The organism is Spirillospora sp. NPDC052269 (assembly GCF_040679435.1).
Lineage (GTDB): Bacteria > Actinomycetota > Actinomycetes > Streptosporangiales > Streptosporangiaceae > Spirillospora.
Genome location: NZ_JBFAUU010000005.1, coordinates 121819 through 142877, shown reverse-complemented (window position 1 = coordinate 142877; position 21059 = coordinate 121819). Strand labels below are relative to the sequence as shown.

General features: G+C 71.5%; 20 protein-coding genes. 8 read left to right on the top strand and 12 right to left on the bottom strand.

Going from position 1 to position 21059, the window contains the following annotated elements:
• Window positions 1-355: 355 nt before the first annotated feature.
• Window positions 356-481, top strand: coding sequence for a hypothetical protein (locus tag AB0L06_RS12120; protein WP_500230994.1), 126 nt, complete (start codon window positions 356-358; stop codon window positions 479-481).
• Window positions 482-525: 44 nt separating this feature from the next.
• On the opposite strand, the gene AB0L06_RS12115 is transcribed toward AB0L06_RS12120, so the two are convergent.
• Window positions 526-735, bottom strand: coding sequence for a DUF6243 family protein (locus AB0L06_RS12115; protein ID WP_500230993.1), 210 nt, complete (start codon window positions 733-735; stop codon window positions 526-528).
• Between the two features lie 228 nt (window positions 736-963).
• Here AB0L06_RS12115 and AB0L06_RS12110 point away from each other — a divergent pair, with 228 nt between their 5' ends.
• Window positions 964-2067 (top strand): quinone-dependent dihydroorotate dehydrogenase, encoded by a 1104-nt coding sequence (locus AB0L06_RS12110; protein ID WP_500230992.1) that lies wholly within the window; start codon window positions 964-966, stop codon window positions 2065-2067.
• Between the two features lie 1210 nt (window positions 2068-3277).
• Entirely contained in the window at window positions 3278-4540 is a 1263-nt protein-coding gene (locus AB0L06_RS12105) for a calcium:cation antiporter family protein (RefSeq protein WP_500230991.1), read from the top strand.
• Here AB0L06_RS12105 and AB0L06_RS12100 read toward each other — a convergent pair.
• The 4 genes from AB0L06_RS12100 to AB0L06_RS12085 all read right to left on the bottom strand — a co-directional run bounded on the left by AB0L06_RS12100 (window position 4529) and on the right by AB0L06_RS12085 (window position 9029).
• Complete coding sequence (locus AB0L06_RS12100) at window positions 4529-6082, bottom strand: DUF7059 domain-containing protein (protein ID WP_500230990.1); 1554 nt, start codon at window positions 6080-6082, stop codon at window positions 4529-4531. The two genes, AB0L06_RS12105 and AB0L06_RS12100, sit on opposite strands and share 12 nt — an antisense overlap.
• Window positions 6083-6173: 91 nt before the next feature.
• Window positions 6174-7046, bottom strand: a complete 873-nt coding sequence (locus AB0L06_RS12095) for an N-acetylmuramoyl-L-alanine amidase (protein WP_500230989.1) — start codon at window positions 7044-7046, stop codon at window positions 6174-6176.
• A 299-nt stretch (window positions 7047-7345) separates the two neighbouring features.
• On the bottom strand, window positions 7346-7579 hold the full coding sequence (locus AB0L06_RS12090; protein ID WP_500230988.1) for a hypothetical protein: 234 nt from the start codon (window positions 7577-7579) through the stop codon (window positions 7346-7348).
• 352 nt (window positions 7580-7931) lie between these two features.
• Window positions 7932-9029: a LacI family DNA-binding transcriptional regulator gene (locus AB0L06_RS12085; RefSeq protein ID WP_500230987.1), complete on the bottom strand. Its 1098-nt coding sequence runs from the start codon at window positions 9027-9029 to the stop codon at window positions 7932-7934.
• Between the two features lie 299 nt (window positions 9030-9328).
• Here AB0L06_RS12085 and AB0L06_RS12080 point away from each other — a divergent pair, with 299 nt between their 5' ends.
• Window positions 9329-10042, top strand: coding sequence for a TetR/AcrR family transcriptional regulator (locus AB0L06_RS12080; protein WP_500230986.1), 714 nt, complete (start codon window positions 9329-9331; stop codon window positions 10040-10042).
• A gap of 293 nt (window positions 10043-10335) precedes the next feature.
• On the opposite strand, the gene bldC is transcribed toward AB0L06_RS12080, so the two are convergent.
• Together bldC and AB0L06_RS12070 are read right to left on the bottom strand one after the other, a co-directional pair.
• A complete protein-coding gene (gene bldC / locus AB0L06_RS12075; protein WP_012850682.1) occupies window positions 10336-10539 on the bottom strand; it encodes a developmental transcriptional regulator BldC in 204 nt (67 codons plus the stop codon).
• Between the two features lie 256 nt (window positions 10540-10795).
• Complete coding sequence (locus AB0L06_RS12070; RefSeq protein WP_500230985.1) at window positions 10796-11812, bottom strand: DUF8083 family protein; 1017 nt, start codon at window positions 11810-11812, stop codon at window positions 10796-10798.
• A 252-nt stretch (window positions 11813-12064) separates the two neighbouring features.
• Between AB0L06_RS12070 and AB0L06_RS12065 the strand changes: the two genes are divergently transcribed.
• A complete protein-coding gene (locus tag AB0L06_RS12065; protein WP_500230984.1) occupies window positions 12065-13147 on the top strand; it encodes a Glu/Leu/Phe/Val family dehydrogenase in 1083 nt (360 codons plus the stop codon).
• Window positions 13148-13492: 345 nt separating this feature from the next.
• Window positions 13493-13705 (top strand): DUF3073 domain-containing protein, encoded by a 213-nt coding sequence (locus tag AB0L06_RS12060; RefSeq protein ID WP_500231313.1) that lies wholly within the window; start codon window positions 13493-13495, stop codon window positions 13703-13705.
• Window positions 13706-13847: 142 nt separating this feature from the next.
• Here AB0L06_RS12060 and AB0L06_RS12055 read toward each other — a convergent pair whose 3' ends face one another.
• Complete coding sequence (locus AB0L06_RS12055; RefSeq protein ID WP_500230983.1) at window positions 13848-14474, bottom strand: SanA/YdcF family protein; 627 nt, start codon at window positions 14472-14474, stop codon at window positions 13848-13850.
• Between the two features lie 138 nt (window positions 14475-14612).
• Window positions 14613-15644: a helix-turn-helix domain-containing protein gene (locus AB0L06_RS12050; RefSeq protein WP_500230982.1), complete on the bottom strand. Its 1032-nt coding sequence runs from the start codon at window positions 15642-15644 to the stop codon at window positions 14613-14615.
• 505 nt (window positions 15645-16149) lie between these two features.
• Here AB0L06_RS12050 and AB0L06_RS12045 point away from each other — a divergent pair.
• A complete protein-coding gene (locus AB0L06_RS12045; protein ID WP_500230981.1) occupies window positions 16150-17004 on the top strand; it encodes a nucleotidyl cyclase domain-containing protein in 855 nt (284 codons plus the stop codon).
• On the opposite strand, the gene purM is transcribed toward AB0L06_RS12045, so the two are convergent.
• Both purM and purF read right to left on the bottom strand, forming a co-directional pair.
• Window positions 16995-18029 (bottom strand): phosphoribosylformylglycinamidine cyclo-ligase, encoded by a 1035-nt coding sequence (gene purM / locus AB0L06_RS12040; protein WP_500230980.1) that lies wholly within the window; start codon window positions 18027-18029, stop codon window positions 16995-16997. The genes AB0L06_RS12045 and purM overlap by 10 nt on opposite strands.
• 233 nt (window positions 18030-18262) lie before the next feature.
• Complete coding sequence (purF, locus tag AB0L06_RS12035) at window positions 18263-19720, bottom strand: amidophosphoribosyltransferase (protein WP_500230979.1); 1458 nt, start codon at window positions 19718-19720, stop codon at window positions 18263-18265.
• 231 nt (window positions 19721-19951) lie between these two features.
• Here purF and AB0L06_RS12030 point away from each other — a divergent pair, with 231 nt between their 5' ends.
• Window positions 19952-20326 carry a DUF4190 domain-containing protein gene (locus AB0L06_RS12030; protein ID WP_500230978.1) on the top strand — a complete coding sequence of 125 codons (375 nt, stop codon included), beginning with the start codon at window positions 19952-19954 and terminating at the stop codon, window positions 20324-20326.
• 67 nt (window positions 20327-20393) lie between these two features.
• On the opposite strand, the gene AB0L06_RS12025 is transcribed toward AB0L06_RS12030, so the two are convergent.
• Window positions 20394-21035: a LamG-like jellyroll fold domain-containing protein gene (locus AB0L06_RS12025; protein WP_500230977.1), complete on the bottom strand. Its 642-nt coding sequence runs from the start codon at window positions 21033-21035 to the stop codon at window positions 20394-20396.
• Window positions 21036-21059: the final 24 nt, after the last annotated feature.

Sequence of the window (21059 nt, the reverse complement as noted above, 5' to 3'; positions counted from 1 at the left end):
CAGTGGTTGTCAGCTCCACCAACGACTCCACCGTGACGCATGCCCTTTACTGATCGTGATGGTTTTCTCGCAACAGGTGGCGATTAAACCTGAAATCTGACCCAACGCATCGACTCGACTACATAAAGAAACCGGCGCCCGTGCCCAGCACGGCACGGACGCCGGTCCGAATCACACGCCGATCAGCCACCAGAACGACTCACACCGCCCTGAAGCACCCAGAACACCGTCCCGCCGACCTGGCAAGGCCGCCGTCCACGATCCCCCTCGGCGCCGTAGACGAATGACCGTTCACGACGTCGCCAGCCGCTCATCAGCGCCGTCGACGGTCGCTCGGTCGCGCCGTCGGCGATCAATGGGTCGCGCCATCGGCGGTCACCTGTCGGCGCCGGTGACGGTCACCGGCGCCGACATCGTCCACGACGTGCTGGTGGACGCGGCGCGGCGGGCCGCGCACGCCCGCGACCGTGAGCGCCGTTGACGCCGTTGGCGCCGTCGATGGCTACTCGGTCATGCTGTCGAGCGTCACTCGTTGGTGCTGTCGTCGCTGGTCTCGTCCTTGGTGGCGAGTCGCTTGGCGTCGAGGCGTTCGCGCATCGACTCGGCCAGCGTGCGCTTGGCGTTCGCGCCGCCCTGAGCCGCGTCGCGTCCGCCCCGCGCGCCGCGCAGGTCGGCGCGCGAGACCTTGCGCCGCTGACCGCCGACGCCGAGCATGTTGTTCCTGTTCTTGGCCATGGTGAAGCCGCTCCCTGTTGGCAGGCGATGACTGTGGTCGTCGTCCGGCCCGGGCGGGAGTTCCGCAGGGGGCCGTCCGTCAGACGGCGGCGCGGTGGCGGACGATGCGCTGGGGCGCGGCCACGCAAGCGGTGGCCAGCAGGTTCTCGATCATGTTCGCCAGCGTAGGCGGCTCCCCGGGACGACCTCAATCGGATTTCGCTCCGGCCGCCTGGGATACTCGTGCTGATGCTGTATTCACTGCTGTTCCGCCACGTCATCGCCCGGTTCATGGACGCCGAGGACGTCCACCACCTGACGATGCGCGCGCTCCGCGTCATCCATGCGACACCCGGCGCGGCCCCGCTGCTGCGCCGCGCGCTCGCACCGCGCGACCCGGCGCTGCGGGTCGCGGCGCTGGGCCTGGAGTTCCCCGGGCCGCTCGGCCTCGCGGCGGGCTTCGACAAGGACGCGGTCGCCTACGAGGCGCTCGGCGCGTTCGGCTTCGGGCACGTGGAGATCGGCACGCTAACCGGGCAAGAGCAGCCGGGCAACCCGCGCCCGCGCCTGTTCCGCCTGCTTCCGGACCGGGCGATCGTCAACCGGATGGGCTTCAACAACCGGGGTTCCGCGGACGCCGCGCGCCGCTTGCGCGACCGCCGCCGGACGCCGGAGAGCACGATCGTCGGGGTCAACATCGGCAAGACCAAGACGGTGCCGGAGGCCGAGGCCGCCGCCGACTACGTCGCGAGCGCCGAGCGCCTCGCCCCGCTCGCTGACTACCTCGTGGTCAACGTCAGCTCGCCGAACACGCCCGGCCTGCGGAACCTCCAGGCCGTCGAGGTGCTGCGCCCGCTGCTGACGGCCGTCCGCGAGGCCGCCGACCGCGCCGCCCCGGACCGCCACGTCCCGCTGCTGGTCAAGATCGCACCCGACCTCGCGGACGAGGACGTGGACGCCGTCGCCGACCTCGCGCTCGACCTCGGCCTGGACGGCATCATCGCCACCAACACCACGATCTCCCGCGACGGCCTCGCAGGCCCGCCCGTGCTCACCAAGGAGACCGGCGGACTGTCCGGCGCCCCGCTCAAGGCCCGCTCGCTCGAAGTACTGCGGCGGCTGCGCGCCCGCACCGGCGACCGCCTCGTCCTGATCTCCGTCGGCGGCATCGAGACCGCCGACGACGTGTGGGAACGCGTCCGCGCCGGCGCCACCCTCGTCCAGGGCTTCACCGGAATGATCTACGGCGGCCCCCTCTGGGCCTGGCGCGTCCACCGAGACCTGTCCCGCCGCCTCCGCGGCAGCGCCTTCCCAACCCTCGCCGAAGCCCGCACCCCTCCCCCCACCACCTGACCCACCCCGCCCCAGCCACCAACCCCTGAGGAACGCGTCCCCGCCATCAAGCACCGCCGCGCCACCCGAGGCGCCGCCGTTCAACCACGTCCCACTTACCAGCCGCGCCATCGGGACCATCACCGAGCGACGCCGCCCCGCCCGCCCACGTCACCCTTCGGCGCCGCCCGCCGGTGCCGTCCGGGACGCGTCGCCCGAGAACGCTCGTCCTTCGACCCGCATCTCCCCATGCCGCCGCAGGCAGCACGCCAGGCAGCCCTTCTCACGCCAGGGTTCTCGTCTGCGCCTCCGAACGGCACCCGTCCGGACCGCCTCACCTGGGCGATGCTCGTCTCTCGATCCCCGCATCCTCCCCGCCGCAGCAGGCAACGCCGCTGGCCGCCCTTCCTAACGGCGGGGGAACCTCGTCTCTGCGCCTCCGAACGGCACCCACTGTCCAGGGCACCACGCCTGGGGATCCTCGTCTCTCGACCCGCATCTCCTCCACGCCGCCGCAGGCAGCGCGCCGGGCCGCCCCTTCCCGATCCTCGTCTCTGCGCCGTCGGCCGCCGCCGTCCAGGGCGCGTCGCCTGCGGATGCTCGTCTTTCGACCTGCGTCTCCTCCACGTCGGCGCGGACAGCGCCAGGTTGGCGTCCTAGCACTGGGAGACCTCGTCTCGGCGCCACCGAACGGCACTCTCCAAGGACGCATCGCTCGCGGATCCTCGCCTTTCGCCCCGCGCCTCCTCGACGCCGCCGCGGGCAGCGCGCCGATTTGCCCTTCCAAACGCCGGGGACCTCGTCTCCGCGCCACCGAACGGCGCCCTCCAGGAGCGCGTCGCCTGCGGATCCTCGCCTTTCGACCTGTGTCCCTTCCCTGCCGTCGCGGGCAGCGCGCCGGGAGGCCCTTTCAGACGCCAGGGTCCTCGTCTCTGCGCCAGCAGGCGGCACCGGTCTGCTGACGCCGTCCATCTGCGTCTTCGGGCCGCGGTCGCAATCTCCTCAACACCCGATGGCGGGAGGCAGCCCGCCTGCAGGGGCAGGCGGGGGCTCCGACAACGGCGGCACTCGATGGCGGGAAGCGTCCGTCTGCGGGGGGCAGGTGCGGTGTGTGGAGTGCGCGGCAGGGTCTGGTTAGGCAGTTGAGCTGCGTAATCGGGTTCGGGTGGGCGGAGTGATCTTTGCTCCTGGGTGGACGTAGCTCGACCTGGACGGCGGGAGGGTTCGGGGTATGTCGGCTCTGACGCCGTTGTCGGACAGGACGATCGCGGCACGGATGGCGGGTGCCGTCGTGCTCGCGGCGCCGGCGGTCGTGCTGCGGCTGACCGGGACGCATCCGTCGCCGGTGCCCAGCATGATCATCTTCGGCGCCGGGGTGCTGGGCGCGGCCATCCTGTTGATGTGGGCGTCCGAGACGGCGCGCCGGGACATGTCCGGTGCGCTCGCGCTGGCGCTGCTCGCCCTGGTCGCGGTGCTCCCCGAGTACGCCGTCGACCTCTACTACGCCTACGCCGCGGGCTCGAAGCCCGAGTACTCGGCGTACGCGGCGGCCAACATGACCGGCGCGAACCGGCTGCTGGTCGGCGTCGGCTGGGCCCTGGTCGTCCTCGCCTTCACGCTGGGCAGCCGCCACGTCATCCGGAAGACCCGCGCCTCGCCCAGGGAGCGCGAGGAGATCCGGCCCGTCCGGCTGCGCGGGCATCACCGCATCGAGCTGGGCTTCCTGGCGATCGCCTCGGTGGTCGCGTTCGTGCCCGCCCTGGCCGGGGAGATCGGATGGTACGTCGCGATCGTCCTGATCTACCTCTACATCCTGTACGTCGTCCGGATCGCTCGGAGCGGCGACGAGGACGAGGAGGAACCGGTCGGCGTCCCGGCCGTCCTCGTCGCGCTGCCCACCGAGGCGCGGCGCGTGACGACCGCGGTGCTGTTCCTGCTCGGCGCGGTGGTGATCTTCGCGTGCGCGGAGCCGTTCGCCGAGTCCCTGGTGAACGCGGGGTCGTCGCTCGGCATCGACCGGTTCCTGCTGGTGCAGTGGCTCGCGCCGCTGGCGTCGGAGGCGCCGGAGCTGATCGTCGCGGTGGTGTTCGCGTGGCGGCTGCGGGACGCCGACGCGCTCGGGACGCTGCTGTCCAGCAAGGTCAACCAGTGGACGCTGCTGATCGGATCGCTGCCGTTCGCGTTCAAGCTGGGCGGCGGTGACTGGTCGCTGCCGCTGGACGCGCGGCAGACCGAGGAGGTGCTGCTGACCGCCGCGCAGACCGTGCTCGGCCTCGCGCTGCTGGTGGACCTGGTGTTCCGCCGGCGCGAGGCCGTGCTGCTGTTCGCCCTGTTCGTGGCCCAGTTCGTGCTGCCGTGGCACGGCGTGCGCCTGTTCCTGTCCGGGGTCTACCTCGCGGCCGGCTTCACCGTCCTGTTCCTGAAGAAGGACGACCTGGTCGCGGCCCTGCGCGCGGTCGCCCGCCCGGCGGACGAGCGAGGATCAGCCGAGTGAGGCGACCTCGAAGAAGCCGTCCGCGATCAGCTCGGGCAGGACGGCCGCGGCGTGCGCCCGGATCTGCTCCCCGTCCATGTCCATGAGCTGCGCGATCGCGTCGAGCAGCGGGGCCAGCGGCAGCGACCCGTCGCAGACCCCGGCGAGGCCCGCCTCGGCCGTGCCGACCCCGGCGGCGCGCCGCAGCCGGTCGCCCTGCCGGAGCAGGATCCGCTCGGGGTGCTCGTCGCCGGGCGGCCCGATCTGCTCCTGGACGAGACCGGCCACGGAACGCACCCGGATCTGCTCCAGGCCGTCCACTCGTCCACAGGCTGTGGAAAACTCCTGGGCCGCGACGAGCCCGTCCAGGACGGCGTTCGCGTAGGCGCCGACCGGCTGGTCGACGGTGTGCCGCAGCTCCTCGACCCGGACCGCGGGACGCTCGTTTCCGACCGCCCGCAAAGTGACCCAGCCGAAGCCGACCGCCTCGACCCTCCGGGCGTCGAAGTAGTCCAGCCACTCCTTGTAGCGGCGGCCGTGCTCGGGCGTGCCCGCCTCCGCCGAGTCGCGCAGCCACAGCTCGGCGTACTCGGCCGGATCCTGGACGTCCCGCTGCACGACCCATGCGTCGCAGTAGGCCTCCTCGACCCACGCGCCGACCCGCTCCTGCCACGGCTCACCCTGGATATGCAGCCAGTTCGCGAGCAACTGGACCGTCCCGCCCTCGTTCAGCAGCGCGGGCGCCTCGGCGATCAGGCGGCGGCAGAACTCGTCGCCGTGCATGCCCGACTCGCGGTAGGTGAAGCCGCTTTCGGGCGGTCCGACGACGAACGGCGGGTTGGACACGATCAGGTCGAACCGGCGGCCCGCGACCGGCTCCAGCAGCGACCCCTCGAGCAGTTCGACACCGTCCAGCCGGGACAGCGCGAAGCTCTTCTCGGCCAGTTTCAGGGCGCGCGGATTGATGTCGGTCGCCGTGATCCGCGCGGGTTTCGGACGGATCGCCGGATCGGCCAGGTGCAGCACCTGGACCCCGCATCCGGTCCCCAGATCAAGAACGTTATCCACAGGCCTGTGGACAACGAGCCGAGCCAGGCTGGTCGCCGCGCCACCCGTGCCGACGACGTGGTCCGGGCGCGGAAGCCGCCCCTCGCCGGGACGCACCTTCAGGTCCGAAACCACGTATCCGAGATGCCCCGACCCCAGAACCGACTCGACCGGCTCCACATGGAACACGGGATACAGCTCATCCGAATCATCCGAGCCGGAACCCGAATCCGAGCCGGAACCCGAGTCGGAATCCGACTCCAGGGTGGCGAGCCCCGCCTCCACCAGATCCTCGGCGAATCCAGCCAGCCGGGACGCGGCGACCGGCGCCTGCAGCCAGAACAGCCGGATCAGTTCGGCCAGCGGCGACCCTCCGGCCGTGGCCCGCAGCGCCGGGACAATCTCGTCCCGCGCCAGCGCCCCGCCCGCGACCGGGCCCAGCATCTCCCGGACGCCCTCGACGGTGTATCCGGCCTCTTCGAAACGGGCTCCGAGACGCCCGAGCAGTTCACGCACCCGTCCATCCTGCCGCCCGCGCCCCCGGCGCGCCGGACCGCCCCGCCGATCACCGCGGCGCCCCGGCGGGAGACCCGGCGGCGAGGACGGGTCAGCGGCCGCTGAGGAAGGCGGTGATCCCCTGGTCCAGCGCCACCGCGGCGCGCTGCCGGAAGGACGCGTCGGACATCTTCCCCGCGTCGCCCGGATTCTGCATGTTGCCGCACTCGATGAAGATCTTCGGGACCGTGGACAGGTTGAGTCCGCCCAGGTCGTCCCGCTTGTCGATCGCCTTCTTGCCGAGGTAGGTGGAGTAGGCGATGCCCGTCCCGGAGTGGTAGGCGTCACGGACCGCCTCGCCCAGCCGCGCGGACGGCTCGACGATCTTGGTGTTGCCGCCCGCCGGGACCGGCAGCGGCTCGATGATGTGGAAACCGTGCCCGGACCTGGGCGCGCCGTCCCCGTGGATGGAGATCGCCGCGTCCGCGTGCGCCTTGTTCCCGGTCGCCGCGCGCTGGGTCACGCACGGCCCGACGCTCGTGTCGTTCGTCCTGGTCATCACGACCCTGGCGCCCTGGGCCTGGAGCAGCTTGCGCAGCCGCTTCGACACGTCCCAGGTGAAGGCGTGCTCGGTGTACCCGGACGCGGTCTGCGTCCCGGTGGTGTCGCACTCCTTGCGGCCGTTGCCGACGTTCACCTGCTTGTTGATCGTGGACGGCGCGTTGTCGTTCCCGCCGTTGTGCCCCGGGTCGATCGCGATGGTCTTGCCGCGCAGCGACCCGGCGGGCGCGGCGGGCTCATGCCCCGGCGACTGACCTGGCGATTTCGCGCCCGGAGAACCGGCCTCGCCGGCCGCCGACGGAGGCGCGGCCCGCTCCGCCCCGGCCGCCTCATCCCCCGACGACCCGCCTCCGCACGCGGTCAGAGCCCCGAGACACAGGGCCAGTCCGACCGCCACCGGGCCGCGCGCTGAATGAATGCGCACCGAGTCGTCCTCTCGTGATGCTTCCGTGACAAACGCCCCTGCCAGTTTGCACATGACAGAGCGTCCGTCAAACGAACTCCACGAAAACGGTGTCCTCGCGCACGCCTCCCGAACCGGCTCATCCCAAGGCCAGAAGGCACATTCGTCCACACGGCCACATGACCGAAACCTCGACGCCACCCGCCCCGCGCCGCACACGATTCACGCGCCGCCGCAGGCCCGAAACCCCGCCCCCAAGCACCGGACGAAACGGCCGAAAGCCGCGCGGGTCAGAGGCCCGCAGGCCGAAGACCGCGCAGTCAGAAGCCACGTGGAGCGGTCAGGAGCGCCGCGAGCGCCCGGGCCTCGTCGGCGTCCAGGCCGAGGACGACACGTGGACGGCCCCATGGATGATCGATCGAGTGGGCCACGTAGCTGGCGACCGACTCCGAGACCTGCTCGGCGAGCCCCCGCTGGTTGCGCCACTCCGACCAGGCGCGCTCGAGCTCGTCCGCCGCCCGCTGCGCACACGACACCAATTCCGGATCCCGCACGGAACTCGCCCCCCTGGTGAACCCGATCTTCCCCGTGTCCGTTCCACGGAGCCCGCCCGGACCGTCCTCCCCATGAATCCGGCCCGTCCCGGCGATGGCCCCGAATCCGCCGAACGGTGCACCCATTAACCACCGGCCGGATCGGTGCGGGCGACCGATCACGGCATGCTTGGCGAGCCTCTTACCCGGGGGCCACCACTTCGGGACGATGATCGACCGATCTGCTACCCACCGCTGAACGACCTTCCCCGGCTGCTAGGCCGCAGGGCGGCGACCGGCCCCGACATGCCCCATGCGCAGGCGTGTCACGCACCGCCCGAAGCACCGGGCAAGGCGGAGCCGGCGCGCCGGGTCACAGGGCCGGGACGGGTCCCGTGGACGAGCGGACGACCAGGTGCGGCATGACGAGGTTCTGCCGGGCGATCCGCGCCGGATCCCCGATCCGGGCGGTGAGCATCTCGGCGGCCACCCGGCCCATGTCGCGGCGCGGCTGGTTCACGCTGGTCAGCGAGATGTGCCGGATCGCGGCGAGATGCGTGTTGTCGTAGCCGACGATCGACACCTTCTCCGGGACGGGCAGGTCCAGTTCGTCCGCCGCCGACAGCGCGCCCGTCGCGACCAGGTCGTTCGGCGCGAAGATCGCGGTGGGCCGGTGGGGCCGGGCCAGGAGCGTGCGCGCCGCCCGGTAGCCGCCCTCCTCGGTGAAGTCGCCGGGCTCGACGACGATCTCGTCCTCCAGCCCGTGCCGCCGCATCGCCTTCTCGTAGCCGGCGCGCCGGTACCGGGCCGTGGTGGAGGGCGCCCCCTCGATGTGCGCGATCCGCCGGTGGCCGAGTTCCACCAGGTGGTCCACGGCGAGGGACGCGCCGAGCTCGTCGTCGTCCACCACGATGTCCACGCCGTGGACGTCGCGTTCGCCCACGACCACGACCGGGACGGACGACGCCGCCTCCTTCAGCGACTCCGGGACGACGCTGAGCAGCACCAGACCGTCCACCCGCATCTCCAGGAACGCCTCGACGGCCTCGGCCTCGAACAGCGGGTCCCAGCGGCCGGAGCCGACCAGCATCCGCAGGCCCGCGCCGTGCAGCGACTCCTGGAGGCCGTCCAGGAACTCGGCGAAGAAGGGGTTGTGCAGGTCCGCGACGATCGCGCCGATCAGCCGGGTGCGGCCCTCGACCAGGCTCCGCGCGACCGCGTTCGGCCGGTAGCCGAGCTCGCGCGCCGCCTGCAGGACGGCCGTCCGCCTGCGTTCGCTCACGTGCGGGGAGCCGCGCATCACCAGCGACACCAGCGACTTGGACACCCCGGCACGCTCGGCCACGTTGCGGATCGTCGGCTTGGGCGCGGTCAGGGGCAGCGTGGCCGCGCGGGGGCTCGGGATCTGCGCGCGCGGGATCTCCTCGCGCAGGTCGCTGCCGCGCGGCGGGGTCGTTTCACCGTCAGACATGGCACTCCGTCCGGGGGGGCCTTGCGGGTCATGCCACTCGCGGTGTTTCGGACGCAGGGGCCGTCGGAACACCGTCCTCTCTCGGGAGGAGATGCCATGATGCCTCGGCTTCGCCCGAAATCGGCGCAACAGCGGGTAACGGGCAGCCGCCAATCGGAGTTCAGGGCACGCTGACTCGGAACGTTCCCGCCGTTTCCGCCCGTCACCGAGGGGTCGACCGCCCGGAGGCCCCGGGGAAAAGGACACGGCCGGGCGGTGGAGCGGCCGTGTCCGGACGCCGCCTCGGATACCCTTCCCGAGTGGCAGATCGTGCAGTGACCGGCGGCGGTCGGCGAGGGAACACCCGCGACCGGCGTGCCGGCGGAGCCCGGCCCGGCAGGCGCCGGCTCAGCGTGGACGAGCGCCGCGACGAACTGATCGAGGCCGCGCTCCAGCTGTTCAGCACCCGCCCGCCCGAGGACGTCTCCATCGACGACGTCGCCGCCGCGGCGGGCGCGTCCCGGGCGCTGGTCTACCACTACTTCGGCGGCAAGTACGAGCTGTACCTCGCCGCCCTCGGCAACGCCGCCCACAAGCTGTCGGTGCTGCTCGAGCCGCCCACCGAGGGCACCCCGATCGACCGGCTCCGGGTCTCGCTGGAGCGCTACTTCGACTTCGTGGAGAGCCACGCCGCGGGCTTCACCGCCCTGCTGCGCGGCGGCCCGGCCGACCGCTCCGGCGAGGTCGGCGAGATCGTGGACGGCATCCGGCAGCTGCTGCTCGGCCGCATCCTCGCCGCGATGGACGTCGAGACCCCGACGCCGATCCTGCGCATCACGCTGCGTTCCTGGATGGCCTCGGTCGAGACCGCCGGCCTGGACTGGCTGGAGAACCGCGACGTCGCGCGGCCCGAGCTCGAACGCCTCCTGGTCGACCAGCTGATCGTCCTGCTGCACGTCGCGGGGCAGCACGCCCCCGACATCTCCGACCTGTACGACCGCCTCGCCGAAGCCGAACTCGGCCCCGCCACCTGACCTCGCGGCGCGCGAGGCGCGACGAGCGGGCGGGGAGTGCGCGAATGGTGACGCTGCGGAGTCAATGGCCGGGCATGGCGGATGTCCCGGTCGCGGGGCGAACGGGACATCCGACGGTTACGGTGAGTGGCCCAAGACCGCGGTTCTCGGATGACCGTGGTGCGGGACCGTCGGCCAGGAAGCGGCTGAACTCCCGCCCGCTGCGGACGGTACCGTTCAGCGGCCTCCTGGCCGCCCCCCTTGTTGCGCTGTACACGACCGTCCGCGCCGAGGGTTCGACGGGACGGCGCGTCTCACTCCGAACGCTGCTGCGGGATGCCCGCGAGCAGTGCTCGCACCTCCGCCTCGCGGTAGCGGCGGTGCCCCCCCAGGGTGCGGATGGACGTCAGCTTGCCGGCCTTCGCCCACCGCGTCACCGTCTTGGGGTCGACACGGAACATCGTCGCCACCTCCGCCGGCGTGAGCAGCGGCTCGGCCTCGGGTGTACGTGCTGACATGTGTGCGGCCTCTCCTCCGTGGACCGAATGACAGCGATCCTGCGATTTTGATCTCGCGCGGTCACTGATGTCCCCTATGGCCCGAAAGAGCCACTATGACATCACAACGTGTAACCTTGCCACCACTCATCGCAACAAGCAAGTACCTTTGCCACCCCTCGTAGGGATTCATGTCGCATCAGCGTGGTCACTGGGTCACGCTCAGTGATTCTAGCGACACGTATAGTCGTATCGCGCAGGGATTCAGGAAATTTGTTCAGTTCGCCGTCCGGCGCGCCCGTACGGGCCGCCAGCGGGCGAGCAGACGCTGGTACATCGCGACGGTCAGCTCGACCTCACCACGGGCCATCGCGGCGAGCGCGACGCCCGTCTCGCCGACCGAGTCGTCGGCGCGGAGCGCGGCGTCGTCCAGCAGGTGGACGAGCCCCCCGTAGTCGAGTTCCACCAGCGAGCGCGGATGGAAGACGTCCAGGTGGGAGCCCAGCGCGGCGAGCCGTCCGGCCGCCGGCGCGGCCGGCTCGCGCGCGTCCCCTCCGAGGTCGTCCCGGAGGACGGGGAGCGCGGCGGCGATCCGGCGGCGTGCTTCCGCCATCGACGTGACATAGATGAGGGTACGCGTGGCGGACGCCGTCGTCGGGCCACGTCGAGCGTGTTCACCCCGTTCGTCCGGGGAATCCCCTCCGGCGGCCGCGTCCGGTTCCGTCCCGGCGGACGGTCCGGCGCTCGCCGCGGCGCCCCCGCCGGTGCCGCGCGAGGCGAGCCCGGGTTCCTCCAGGTGGCCGCGCCCCGCGGTCCGGCCGAGCAGGAGGAAGCGCTCCGCGCGATCGAACAGGACGAACCAGGCCAGCGGAACGTGCCAGGTCGCGGTCTGGATGTGCGGACGCAGCGTCCGGCCGTTGTCCCGCCAGTGCGCGAACGCCCGCTCGGCCCGTTCCGCCTCGTCCGGCGGGACGAACGCGGAGACGACCGCGGACGAGGTCTCGGCGCGGAACCGTTCGAACGCCTGCCAGGACCGCAGCCGCGTCTGCCACGGGCAGATGTAGATCATGTCGTCCGTCCGCCGTACGTAGGCGTCCTGGCACTCCAGGCGGGGCGCGACCTCCGGCGGGTAGCCGGCCAGCCGCCGCGCCGCGCGCCGGTGCTCGACCTCGAGGGCGTGGACCCGGCGGGGCCGCCGCCGCGACTCGGCGTAGGCCGTCCACAGGGTCCGGGCCGGTTCCGGAAAGGCTGTAACCGGCTCATATACCCGTAGGTACGCGGCGTACGGAAACACCACCGCATCGTTACATGAGTCCGACCGAAAAGCGGGCGGCTTGGGCGTCGCGAGACGCGCGTGTTACCTCGCCCCTGGCTGATCAAGGTCTTGGCCGGGGGCTCGGGGCGCCCCGGGAGGCGTCCCGAAGGCCGGTCACACTCCGCGCACCCCGTCCGGACAGGGCGCCGGGACGGATCGTGCGGGGTTCTACCAGCGGGGTGACATCCACCACCTTTAGGCTGATCTCAAGACAGAGAGGAGGGCACTACCGTGCCTAATGTCTTCGGGTCGCCCCACAAGGGCACCGAACCCCGACACGAGCAGGTCGTCTTCTGCCAGGACGAGTCCAGCGGCCTGCGCGCGATCATCGCGATCCACTCCACCGCCCTCGGCCCGTCCCTAGGCGGGACCCGTTTCTACCCCTACGCGTCGGAGGAGGAGGCCCTCACCGACGTGCTCAACCTGTCACGCGGCATGTCCTACAAGAACGCGCTGGCGGGCCTGGACCTCGGTGGTGGCAAGGCCGTCATCATCGGTGACCCCGACACCGACAAGAACGAGGCGATGCTGCGCGCGTACGGACGGTTCGTCCAGTCGCTGCACGGCCGCTACATCACCGCCTGCGACGTCGGCACCTACAGTCCCGACATGGACATCGTCGCCCGCGAGTCCGAGTACGTCACCGGCCGGACCATCGAGCACGGCGGTGCGGGCGACTCCTCGATCCTGACCGCGTTCGGCGTGTTCCAGGGCATGCGCGCCGCCGCGCAGCACGTGTGGGAGGGACCGACCCTGCGCGGGAGGCGGGTGGGCGTCGAGGGCGTCGGCAAGGTCGGCCACCGGCTCGTCGAGCACCTCCTCGAGGACGGCGCGGAGGTCGTGATCAGCGACGTCGACGAGGCGGCCATCGCGCGCGTGCGCGAGCGGCACCCCCAGGTCGCCGCCGCCGCCGACGGTGCGGCGCTCGTCCGCGAGCAGCTGGACGTCTACGCCCCCTGCGCCCTCGGCGGGTCCCTGTCGGACGAGACCGTCGAGGTCCTCAGCGCCAAGATCGTCTGCGGCGCCGCCAACAACCAGCTCGCCCACCCCGGCATCGAGAAGCAGCTGGCCGACCGCGGGATCCTCTACGCCCCCGACTATGTGGTGAACTCCGGCGGTGTGATCCAGGTCGCGGACGAGATCGGCGGCTTCGACTTCGAGCGCGCCAAGTCCCGCGCCACGAAGATCTTCGACACCACCGAGAAGATCTTCGTGCTGGCAGGTGAGGAGGGCGTGCCGCCCGCGGTGGCCGCCGACCGGCTCGCCGAGCGCCGGATGTCCGAGATCGGCCGCCTGCGCGGAATCCTGCTCTGACGCCCGTCCGCCGGGGAGCGCGGCCGCCCGCGCGGGCGTCCTCCCCGGCGGCCGGAACACGGTGTCCGGCCCGGCGCGGCGGGCCTTTCCGGACGGCGCGACGGGCCTTCCCGGGGCGGCGCGGCCGGGCGTGTCGGGGGCCGGACGCGGCCTCGCGACCACCGGATACACTGATGTCCTCCGCAACGAGCGTCTCCGCCACGGACTGACGATGTACCGAGCCGGGCGCAAAACGGGTACGGTTGTATCCGTGACTGACGCATGGCTCATCAGGCATCGGTTCGTGTGGTACACGCGCGCGTTGATGGGCCCACGAAAGCCCTGACCATCGAGGGGGTCGAGCCAATGGGTCGCGGCCGAGCCAAGGCCAAGCAGGTAAAGGTTGCCAGGCAGCTCAAGTACAGCAGCGGCGGCACAGACCTCGATCGCCTGCAGAAAGAGTTGGGCGTTCCGGACGACTCTCCGGCTGACGAGGCTTATGACGAGCTCGCGGAGAAGTACGCCGACTATGCCGACGACTACGAGGACCAGCGCAAGAACGGCACCTCGGGTCACTGATCGGCCTCCTGGCGAAACGCCACCGCAGGGACTTCGGTCCCGCGCGGTGGCGTTCGCGCTTCTCCGGCCCGTCCGCTGAGGCCAGGGCGTCCGGTCAGGACGTCCGGGCGCGGTTCGTCCCGAGAGCGACGAGCGTCACATTTCAGTGGCGCGACGGCGGCACGGCGAGCGCGGCGTGGACTCCGGGTTCGGGCTCTCCGCCGATCTTGGGCCCGGGCTTCAGCGCCACGCTGCCGACGGCCTTGACCATCGCGATCGGCTCCCGCAGGTACCCGTTGATCGTCGCGTCGGTGCGTCCGCCGCCCATGCTCTGGTCGCCGACGCCATACGCGTCGATCCCGGCCGCCCGGCACAGCTCGACCGCGCGCGGCAGGTGGAACAGCTGCGTCACGACGGTCGCCCGCCGCACGCCGAAGATCTTCTTGGCCCGGACGCACGAGTCCCACGTGTCCAGCCCGGCGAAGTCCCGCACGATCCGGCTCTTGGGGATCCCCGCGCGCACGAGGTAGTCCCGCATGGTGGTGGGCTCGTCATACTCCTTGACCCGGTTGTCGCCGGAGACGAGCAGCACCTTCACCTTGCCCCGCCGGTACAGGTCGACCGCGAGGTCGAGACGCCGGGCCAGCAGCGGCGAGGGCTGACCGTTGGCGATCCCCGCGCCCAGCACCAGGGCCACGGGCGTCTCCGGCACGTCCGCCGGCGTGTGCCGGTAGCGCGCCGTGTCGGCATACGCCCACCCGGTGGGCAGCAGGACCGCGAACAGCCCCAACCCTCCCAGGACCAGAACCGGACCGGCCCGATGCCGCAGCCGGGCTCTCAACCCCGCCAACGCTCGCCGACCCGCCCGCGCACTTCTCTCCATGCCGGTCACACCGGGTTGGACGCCCGAGAGATCGACAAAGTTCGCCTATCGCCTCGGCGGAACCTTCTCCCTCGACGCGGCGGGTGACGGCGATGGCGCTTTGGGCTTGCCCCCGCCCGGTGATGGCCGGGGAAGCCCGCGATCCTTTCGGCGTCCCGAGAGGAGGTCCCTCGCCGGGGGCGGACAGGGACCGGCGTCCGCCTCCATCGTCGCGATGATCTCCTTGATGAAGGCGGATGTCCGCTCGGCCGGAAGCGCGATCCCGTTCTGGAGCCTCTCGAAGACGGCCCGGTGGTCGCAGACGCGGGCGTCGCGGTGGTCGGAGACGCGGGCGTCGCGGTCCACGGCGGTGAGCGTGGAACCGCCGACGGTCTCCTGGAACAGGACGTCGTCGAGCCGGGCGTCGTCGAACCGCAGGATCGTGAAGTCGCCCGCCATCCCGGAGTGGGCCCCGGCCGAGAACGGGATGACCCGCACCGACACGAGCGACCGGTCCAGAAGGTCCAGGATGTGGCGGAGCTGGCGGGGCATGACACCGGGATCGGACGGCGCCCCGACGCGGCGGCGCAGCACCGCCTCGTCCACGACCATCGTGAGGCGCGGCGGGTCGTCCCGGCCGAGGATCTCGTCCCGCCGCCGCACCCCGACCTCGACGATCACCTCACGCTCCTCGGGCGACTCCACGAACTGCCCGGTGAGGGCGTTCGCGTACTCCTCGGTCTGGAGCAGGCCGGGAATCATCGTCGACCGGAAGGCGCGGATGCTCGCGGCCCCGAACTCGTAGCCGATGTAGCGCAGGCGGCTCGGAGACAGTTCCTGCTGGTACAGGGACCACCACCCGCGCTGCCGCGCGTCCCGCGCGATCGCGATCAGGACGTCGACCCGCTCGTCGCCGGGAGGCAGGCCGTAGTGCCGCAGGAGCGCCCGCAGGTCGGTCGCGGACACTCCGACGAGGCCGCCCTCGATGCGGACGAGCTTGGACACCGACCAGTCGAGCGCCGCGGCCACCCGATCCTGGGCCTGGCCGCACTCGATGCGAAGTCGCTGCAATTCGCTGATCAGGATGGCGCGTTGCACCACCGGTCCCGGTCCCGAAGCGTTCGGCATTCCCACCCCTCGTTCGGTGGCCGGTGGCCGGACCGGAGCATGTCGCGGCCCCGCCCCGCGTCCCTCTCCTGCCTCGAGTAAAACAGCGACCCGGCGGTCTGCCAAGTGGCAACCTGCGACGTCCATTTCCCGGGCACACCAGAATGGGTGTTCGCGGAATGAGTGACGGCATTCGACGTTGTCACATTGTGCCTACGGGATGCCTCTCCAGCCTCTGAAGGCACTGTGCTCACGGCGATCCCGGGACTCACATGGTCGACGCCACTCTGCCATGTGTCCGGTGGGCAGGAAGCAGGACGCAGGGGGCCCGACTGCCACGTCTCCGCATGGGACCATCCAATCGGCGACCCCGCCTTTCTCCTTGCGGCAGTTTTATTCACGGCAATCAGCCGAAATCAGATGCCATTACAGAACGGGCGCACAATTGCATTGGGGGGAGATCATGTTCCCGAGCGAGAAAGGTGTCGACACGAACATGAGCATGCAGCCCGTCGACCGGAATGCCGGTCCGCCGCAGGTCTCCGCCCAGGTGCCGGCTCCGCTGGCAGCACCCGGCTCCGCCCAGGTATCGGCGCCGCCGGCGGCGCCGGACTCGGCCCAGAGCGCTCTGTTCCCGCCTCCCGCGCCCGCGCCGCACCTCGTCCCCGTTCCCGTGGCTCCCCCTCCGGTTTCGGGTGGGGTGTTCCCTGCGGGTCCCGGTGGCGGGCTGTTCGACGCGGCGGTTCCCCGCGTCTACACCACGATGGTCGCCGTCGACATCGTCGCGTTCACCGACCCGCGCCGGAACGAGGAGATCCGGCGGCATCTGCGGCACCGCCTGTACGAACACCTGCGAGAGGCGTTCACCATGACGCTTCTGCCCTGGGACGCCTTCTACCTGGAGGACCGGGGCGACGGAGCGCTCATCGTCGCGCCGCCGGACGTGCCGCCGCACCTTTTGCTGGACCCGCTCGCGCATCACCTGCAGGCGATGCTCCGGCGGGGCAACCGGTTCGCCAGCGACCCGGCCCGCATGAGGATGCGGATGGCGGTCCACTCGGGGCACGTGGAGAAGGACGACCACGGCGTGGTCGGACGCGCCGTGAACCATCTGTTCCGGCTGGTGGACGCGCCCCGGTTCCGCGAGGCGGCCGCCGGGTCCGGGGCGGATCTCAGCATGATCGTGTCGGACCTGCTGTACGAGGAGGTGCTGTCCAGCCGCGGCGTCCTCTTCCCCGAGCTGTACCGGCGGGTCGAGGTCAGCTGCAAGGAGACGACGGCCCGGGGATGGATTTGGCTATCCCCGGGCGCATGCGTCCATGGCGCTGCGGATACCGCCGATCAGGCGTAGTCGCACTTTCCGGTGCCGGGCGTGGTCTCGCCGAGGAGCCAGGACGGGACGCCGCGGTCGTTGAGGAGGCGGATCGCGGCGTCGGCGCTGTCGGGGGCGACGATCGCGACCATGCCGACGCCGAGGTTGAAGGTCTTGTCCATCTCGGACTGCGGGACGTCGCCGTGGGCGCCGAGGATCTCGAAGAGGGGCGGAACCGTCCAGGAGTCCCGGCGCAGGACGGCGTCCACCGTGCTGGGGAGGGAGCGGGCCAGGTTGTTCACCAGGCCGCCGCCGGTGATGTGGGAGAAGGCGTGGACGCCGCCGTCCGTCTCGGCGATCAGGGCGAGCATGTCCTTGGCGTAGATGCGGGTCGGGGTCAGCAACTCCTCGCCGAGGGTGCGGGCGAGCTCGTCCGGGTGGGAGTCGAGCGTCAGGTCGCTGTGCGCGAGGATGTGCCTGACCAGGGAGTATCCGTTGGAGTGGATGCCCGACGAGGCCATCGCGATCACGGCGTCGCCGGGGCGGACGCGGTCCGGGCCGAGCAGGTCGTCCGCCTCGACGACACCGGTGCCGGCGCCCGCGACGTCGAACTCGTCCTCGTCCAGGAGGCCGGGGTGCTCGGCGGTCTCGCCGCCGACCAGGGACGCTCCGGCGAGCGCGCAGCCCTCGGCGATGCCGCCCACGATGCCGGCGATCCGCTCCGGGACGACCTTGCCGCACGCGATGTAGTCGGTCATGAACAGCGGCTCGGCGCCGCAGACCGCCAGGTCGTCCAGGACCATCCCGACCAGGTCGTGCCCGATCGTGTCGTAGATCCCCAGGCGGCGCGCGAGGTCGACCTTGGTGCCCACGCCGTCGGTCGAGGTCGCCAGCAGCGGGCGGCGGTACTTCAGGAACGCCGAGGCGTCGAACAGGCCGGCGAAGCCGCTCGCGTCGTCCACGACCTCCGGACGGCGCGACCGGGCCATCCGCGCCTTCAACAGCTCCACGGCGCGCTCGCCCGCCGCGATGTCGACTCCGGCCGCCTCGTACGAGGTGCTCATGATCCCCCCGGCCCGCCGCACGGCGGGTCGTCTCGTCGGCCCGCCCTCTCGCGAGCCTCCTCCACCCGCACGGATCTGCGGGCTCTGCTGTGTCCGCACGCTACTGCGCGGCGTTTCGCCGACCGTGCCCGGCCGGAAATCACTCACCCGCACGTCCGCGACGGCTCGCGCCAGCGCCTCGGCGCGGACTTGGGCTCCGCGCCTTGGCGCGGGCCCAGGCCGGCGCGGTCGCGTCAGGTGCGGGTCGGTTCCAGCAGGTGCTTGCCTCGGGCGGTCTCCTCGACCGGGATCGGGTAGACGCCGTCGAAGCAGGCCCGGCAGAGCCGGTCCTTCTGGATGCGGGAGGCGGCGATCAGCTCGTCCAGCGAGATGAAGCCGAGGGAGTCGGCGCCGATGGAGTCGCGGATGCCCTCGACGTCGAGGTTTCCGGCGATCAGCTCGGCGCGGGTGGCGAAGTCGATGCCGTAGAAGCAGGGCCAGGAGACCGGCGGGCTGGAGATCCGGACGTGGACCTCCGCGGCGCCGGCGGCGCGCAGCAGGGCCACGACCTGCCGCTGGGTGTTGCCGCGCACGATCGAGTCGTCCACGACGACCAGGCGCTTGCCCTCGATCGCCTCGCGCAGCGGGTTCAGCTTCAGCCGGATGCCGAGCTGCCGGATGGTCTGGGACGGCTGGATGAACGTCCGGCCGACGTAGGAGTTCTTGACCAGGCCCTGGCCGTAGGGGATCCCGGACGCCTCGGCGTAGCCGATCGCGGCGGGGGTGCCGGACTCGGGCGTCGGGATGACCATGTCGGCCTCGACCGGGTGCTCGGCGGCGAGGCGGCGGCCGACCTCGACCCGCGTCGCCTGGACGGACCGTCCGGCGATCGTGGTGTCGGGACGGGCCAGGTAGACGTACTCGAACAGGCAGCCCTTGGGGTTGGACTCGGCGAACCGCTCGGACCGGACGCCGTCCCCGTCGATCGCGAGCATCTCGCCCGGCTCGACCTCGCGGACGAATCGGGCGCCGACGATGTCGAGCGCGGCCGTCTCGGACGCCACGACCCAGCCGCCGTTCTCCTCCAGGGAGCCCAGGACCAGCGGGCGGATGCCCTCCGGGTCGCGCGCGGCGTACAGGGTGTTCTCGTCCATGAAGACCAGCGAGTACGCGCCCCGCGTGGCCGGCAGGATCTCGCGCGCGGCCGCCAGCGGGCCGCCCTCGCGGGTCGCCAGCAGCGCGGTGAGGACCTCGGTGTCGGACGTGGCGGTGAGCACGTCGCCGTCCAGCCGGGCGGCCAGCTCGGGGGTGTTGATCAGGTTGCCGTTGTGCGTGAGGGCCAGCCCGCCGTGCCCGGTGGAGCGGAAGGTGGGCTGGGCGTTCTCCCAGGTCGGCGAGCCGGTGGTGGAGTACCGGCAGTGCCCGACCGCGATGTGGCCGCGCAGGGTGTTCAGGACGGACTCGTCGAAGACCTGGGCGACCAGGCCCATGTCCTTGAACACCACGATCCGCGAGCCGTCGCTGACCGCGATGCCCGCCGACTCCTGTCCGCGGTGCTGGAGCGCGTACAGGCCGTAGTAGGTGAGTTTGCTGACCTCCGCCCTGGCCGCCTGGTCCTGTGGGACCCAGACGCCGAACACACCGCAGGCGTCCTGCGGCGGGCGGTCGGAGGGGTCGATGTCATGGCTCAGTCGTCCATCACCGAGAGGCACGTCGGCCAGTCTAAAGGCCTGTCCGTTCTGCTCCGATCGGTGGAGTCCTTAATCGACCTTTACCCGTCCGCCCCCAGGCCGGAGGGTCGGGCGCGCGAGTCTGGGACAGGACTTCAGGGGACCCATCGCCGAGGCGAGCCCTCAGCCGACTGCGGAGGGCCGAGCCAAGTCAGGGTCCGAGCCGAATCGGGGGTCAGGCCGAGTCGGCGAGCCGGATTGGGGGCCGAACCGATGACCATGCCGGGATATCAGACGCGGACACCGCCGCCGGGGGTGCCGGAGCGGCGTGGCCTCGCGACGGCGTCCCTGGTGCTCGGGTCGGCCGGGCTGCCCGGCCTGCTGCTGTGCGGGTTCGGCCTCCCGGCCGCGCTGGTCGGCCTCGCCCTGGGCGTCGTCGCGTTGACGCGGGGGACGGCCCGGAGGCGGGCGATCGCGGGGATCGTCTGCTCGGCGGTGACACTCGCGGTCGGGGCAGTGTCGATCATCTGGCTGCTGAGTAAGGCGGCGGAATGCGCCGACACCCATCACTATCCGGACGACTACACCCGGCGACAGTGCATCGACCGCACGTTCCCCTTCGCTGAGAGGTCACACGTCCCTGGCTGAGGCTGTTTGTGAGATCGGCTACAGCGTGGGCCCGGCTGCTGGCGAGTGTGATTCCCGTCGCTGATGGTCACTCGCCGGCCAGGGTTCGGATGGTGTGCTCGTCCAGGGCGGCCGCGTAGACGCGGACGTCGGTCATCAGACCTGAGATGCCGGGCTTGCCGGGTTCGGCGCCCAGGGACAGCGAGCCGCTCGGCGTCACCACGGGATGTTCCAGCGGGATGGCCACGTCCAGCTTGCCGTCGAGATAGAGGAACATGCCCTGGGCGTGGACGACGAAGGCCAGGTGAGCCCAGACGCCCGGGGTGAGGCCGGCGTGGCTGTCCATGTACTCGGGGCCCTTGATCGTGAAGAGCTGGACGCGCAGGCGGTCGGCGTCCGGGTGCAGCCACATGCCGAGGGCACGGGCGTCGGCGTCCGCGACCCGTTTGAAGAGCAGGGCGCGCCACTCCCCCGTCGGGCCCTCCGCGACACAGGCGTGGAACGCGAGGGTGAAGCCGAAGACCTGGCTGAGGGCCAGCCGCGGGACGGCGGGGGCGGTCGCGCGGCTCCCCGTCCCGTCGAAGGCGAGTGCCTCGCCGTCGCGTCCGGGAACGATCCGGACCCCCTCGTCCAGGGTCATCGCGGGGCCGTCGCCCGTGGCGTCGGCGACCCGGCGTCCGTCGATGTCCTCGACGTCGAAGCTCCAGTGCGCGACGAGCACGGTGCCCACCTCCACGGCGTCCGGGCGGGGCGT

Excerpts from the sequence above, each read along its gene's own strand:
- AB0L06_RS12120 (WP_500230994.1), top strand. The coding sequence starts at position 356 with ATGGGTCGCGCCATCGGCGGTCACCTGTCGGCGCCGGTGACGGTCACC.
- AB0L06_RS12115 (WP_500230993.1), bottom strand. The coding sequence starts at position 735 with ATGGCCAAGAACAGGAACAACATGCTCGGCGTCGGCGGTCAGCGGCGC.
- AB0L06_RS12110 (WP_500230992.1), top strand. The coding sequence starts at position 964 with ATGCTGTATTCACTGCTGTTCCGCCACGTCATCGCCCGGTTCATGGAC.
- AB0L06_RS12105 (WP_500230991.1), top strand. The coding sequence starts at position 3,278 with ATGTCGGCTCTGACGCCGTTGTCGGACAGGACGATCGCGGCACGGATG.
- AB0L06_RS12085 (WP_500230987.1), bottom strand. The coding sequence starts at position 9,029 with ATGTCTGACGGTGAAACGACCCCGCCGCGCGGCAGCGACCTGCGCGAG.
- bldC (WP_012850682.1), bottom strand. The coding sequence starts at position 10,539 with ATGTCAGCACGTACACCCGAGGCCGAGCCGCTGCTCACGCCGGCGGAG.
- AB0L06_RS12060 (WP_500231313.1), top strand. The coding sequence starts at position 13,493 with ATGGGTCGCGGCCGAGCCAAGGCCAAGCAGGTAAAGGTTGCCAGGCAG.
- AB0L06_RS12045 (WP_500230981.1), top strand. The coding sequence starts at position 16,150 with ATGAGCATGCAGCCCGTCGACCGGAATGCCGGTCCGCCGCAGGTCTCC.
- purM (WP_500230980.1), bottom strand. The coding sequence starts at position 18,029 with ATGAGCACCTCGTACGAGGCGGCCGGAGTCGACATCGCGGCGGGCGAG.
- AB0L06_RS12030 (WP_500230978.1), top strand. The coding sequence starts at position 19,952 with ATGACCATGCCGGGATATCAGACGCGGACACCGCCGCCGGGGGTGCCG.